General features: G+C 74.1%; 3 protein-coding genes. All 3 read left to right on the top strand.

Annotation, left to right across the window (positions count from 1 at the left end):
• The coding region (locus ABD207_RS02740) for a discoidin domain-containing protein (RefSeq protein ID WP_344009760.1) at positions 1-737 on the top strand (737 nt) is incomplete at its 5' end.
• 114 nt (positions 738-851) lie between these two features.
• Complete coding sequence (locus ABD207_RS02735; RefSeq protein WP_344009759.1) at positions 852-1385, top strand: PadR family transcriptional regulator; 534 nt, start codon at positions 852-854, stop codon at positions 1383-1385.
• A 27-nt stretch (positions 1386-1412) separates the two neighbouring features.
• Positions 1413-2480, top strand: a complete 1068-nt coding sequence (locus tag ABD207_RS02730; protein WP_344009758.1) for an ABC transporter ATP-binding protein — start codon at positions 1413-1415, stop codon at positions 2478-2480.
• Positions 2481-2482: the final 2 nt, after the last annotated feature.

The following is a 2482-nucleotide window of genomic DNA, read 5'->3' as shown; positions in this document are numbered from 1 at the left end:
CGGCCGGCACCTACTGCGACGTGCAGAGCAACAAGCAGGTGGCGGTGGACGGTTCGGGCCGGCTGACGGCCACCCTCGGCTCCCGCCGCCCCGCCGGGGTGCGCGACCGGCTGACCGTCGAGGCGCCCGAGGGCATCCGGGTCCGCGTGCCCAAGGGCGAGGTGGGCGTGCCGCGCGGCACCTCGGTACGGGTGCCGGTCGAGGTGGCCGTGGAGCGGGGCACGCCGGCCGGGCGGTACGAGGTGCGGCTCGGATTCGGCGGGGTGCGGCGCACGCTGACCGTGCACGCCGTCCCGCGCACCGCGGGCCCCGACCTGGCCCGTACCGGCCGGGCGAGCTCCTCGGCGGACGAGACGCCCGACTTTCCCGCGGCGGCGGCGAACGACGGGGATCCCAGGACGCGCTGGTCGTCCCCGGCCGAGGACGGCGCCTGGTGGCAGGTGGACCTGGGCCGTCCGGTGCGGCTGGGCCGCGTCGAGCTGCGCTGGCAGGACGCGTATCCGTCGGTCTACCGCGTGGACGTCTCGGCGGACGGCCGCACCTGGCGCACGGCGGTCCGCGTGAAGGACGGCCGCGGCGGCCACGAGACGCTCCGCATGGACGAACGCGAGGTGCGCTTCGTACGCGTCCAGGGCGAGCGGCGGGCCACGCAGTACGGGTACTCGCTGTGGTCGGTGGAGGCATTCGCCGTGGCGGACAGAGCGGCGGACAGAGTGGCCGACAGAGTGGCGGACTGAGCCGCGGTCCGAGCGGGCAGGCCGCCAGGATTCATTGCCCTCGACGGAATCCCCACTCACCTCTTCACCGATCACTATTCACTCAGTACATGTACTCAGTGCATACTGATCTCCATGAGCACCCGCCACATCCTGCTGGGACTGCTCGCCTCGGGGCCGAGCCATGGCTACGACCTGAAGCGACGCCACGACGAACGCTTTCCCCAGGCCCGTCCGCTGGCCTACGGGCAGGTGTACACGACCCTGCAGCGCCTGGTCCGTGACGGCCTCGCCGAGATCGAGGGCACCGACGCGGACGGCGGCCCCGAGCGGACCATGTACCGCTCCACGGAGGAAGGGGCACGCGAACTGGCCCGCTGGGCCGGGGAGATCACCCCGCCCGCCCCCTTCGTGGCCAACGAGATCTTCGCCAAGGTCGTGCTGTCCATCCTGTCCGGCGGCGACCCTGCCGCCTATCTGCGCGCGCAGCGGGCCGCACACATGGCGCGGATGCGGGAGCTGACCGCGCTGAAGTCGGCCAAGGGCGCGGACCTGGCGACCGTGCTCTCGGCGGACTACGCCCTCAACCACCTCGACGCCGACCTCCGCTGGATGAACACCACGGCGGCCCGGCTCGCCTCTCTGACCGCGGAGGTCGACACAGCATGAGCAACCCAGTGCCGCTCCTGGCGGCCCGTGACCTCGTCAAGGTACGGCAGGACCCAGGCCCTGCGCGGCGCCTCCCTCGAGCTGCGGGCCGGTGAGATCCTCGCCGTCACCGGGGCGAGCGGCAGCGGCAAGTCGACGCTGCTGCACTGCCTCGCCGGGATCGTCCGCCCCGACTCCGGCTCGGTCACGTATGCCGGGGAGCGGCTCGACCGGCTCCCCGAGAAGCGGCTGAGCGAGCTGCGGCGGACCGAGTTCGGGGTGGTCTTCCAGTTCGGCCAGCTGATACCGGAGCTGACGGCGCTCGACAACGTGGCGCTGCCGCTGATGCTGGCGGGCACCGGCCGCCGGGCGGCGCAGGCCGCTGCCGGCGAGTGGCTGGAGCGGTTCGGGGTGCGCGGGCAGGAGCAGCTCAGGCCCGGTGAGATGAGCGGTGTGATGGGAGCGATCCTCGCGGTCGGCGCCGGCGCGGTGTGGCTCTCCGGGGCCACGGCGAGGCTGACCGGGCGGCTGCTGGCCTGCCGGGCCCGGTCGGCGGCCGTGCTGATCGCGGCGGGACGGCTGCGCGACGACCCGTGGGCGGCGGCACGGACGCACGCCGCGGTGCTGCTGGTGACGGTCGTGGGCACCGGTTTCGTGGGTCTGCGGCAATGGATGCTCGAGGTGCTGGACTCGCAGCGGCAGCTGGCGGAGGGCCGCTCCTTCTACACCACCGGCCTCGACCTCACGGCCGCCGCCCTGGTGGTCGCGCTGGCGATCACCCTGTCCGGTCTCGCGGTCGGCACGGCCGAGTCCCTGGCCACGCGGCGGCGGGGCCTGGCCGCACAAACCGCCGCGGGCGTGCCGCGCTCCGTGCTGGGCAGGGCGCTGCTCCTTGAGACGGCGCTGCCGCTGGCCCCGGCCCTGCTGCTCGCGGGGGCCGGAGGAGCGGTCATCGGCTTCGGGTACGCCGTGCTGGCCGAGGGCGGCGGCTGGTCCCTGCCGTGGGTGTCGCTGCTGGTCCCCTTCGCCGTCTACGCGACCTGCCTCCTGGCCGCCACGACCGCTCTGCCCCTGCTGCGCCGCACCGTCCGCCCCGCGGAACTGCGCTACGCCTGACG

It is taken from the genome of Streptomyces thermospinosisporus, assembly GCF_039526425.1.
Classification (GTDB): Bacteria; Actinomycetota; Actinomycetes; order Streptomycetales; family Streptomycetaceae; genus Streptomyces; species Streptomyces thermocarboxydovorans.
This window is presented reverse-complemented; position numbering and strand designations above follow the sequence as displayed.